Source organism: Staphylococcus gallinarum (assembly GCF_000875895.1).
GTDB lineage: Bacteria > Bacillota > Bacilli > Staphylococcales > Staphylococcaceae > Staphylococcus > Staphylococcus gallinarum.
Window position 1 is genome coordinate 1 of the sequence record NZ_JXCF01000270.1, and the last position, 241, is coordinate 241.

The following is a 241-nucleotide window of genomic DNA, read 5'->3' on the forward strand; positions in this document are numbered from 1 at the left end:
AGAGATTAAATTCTTATATGATGAACAAAAACTCACGGGTGAAGAGATTGCTAAAAAAACAGGTGTAAGTCGTTCTACTGTATATAGGGTTATTAAAAAGAATTAATATTTTAAAAGAGGTGTTATTTTTGAAAAAAATAAATAAAAAGATTTTAGAACATCATGAAATAATACGGAACAATCTTGAAATTGAAGATTATAAAAATATGGTTAAAAATGAAGCAGTTAAATTAAATACTCA

General features: G+C 23.7%; 1 protein-coding gene. It reads left to right on the forward strand.

Annotated features, from left to right (window positions below; genetic code table 11):
• A partial coding sequence (locus SH09_RS15735; protein WP_042740055.1) for an HTH domain-containing protein occupies nucleotides 1–106 on the forward strand: 106 nt, incomplete at its 5' end.
• Nucleotides 107–241: the final 135 nt, after the last annotated feature.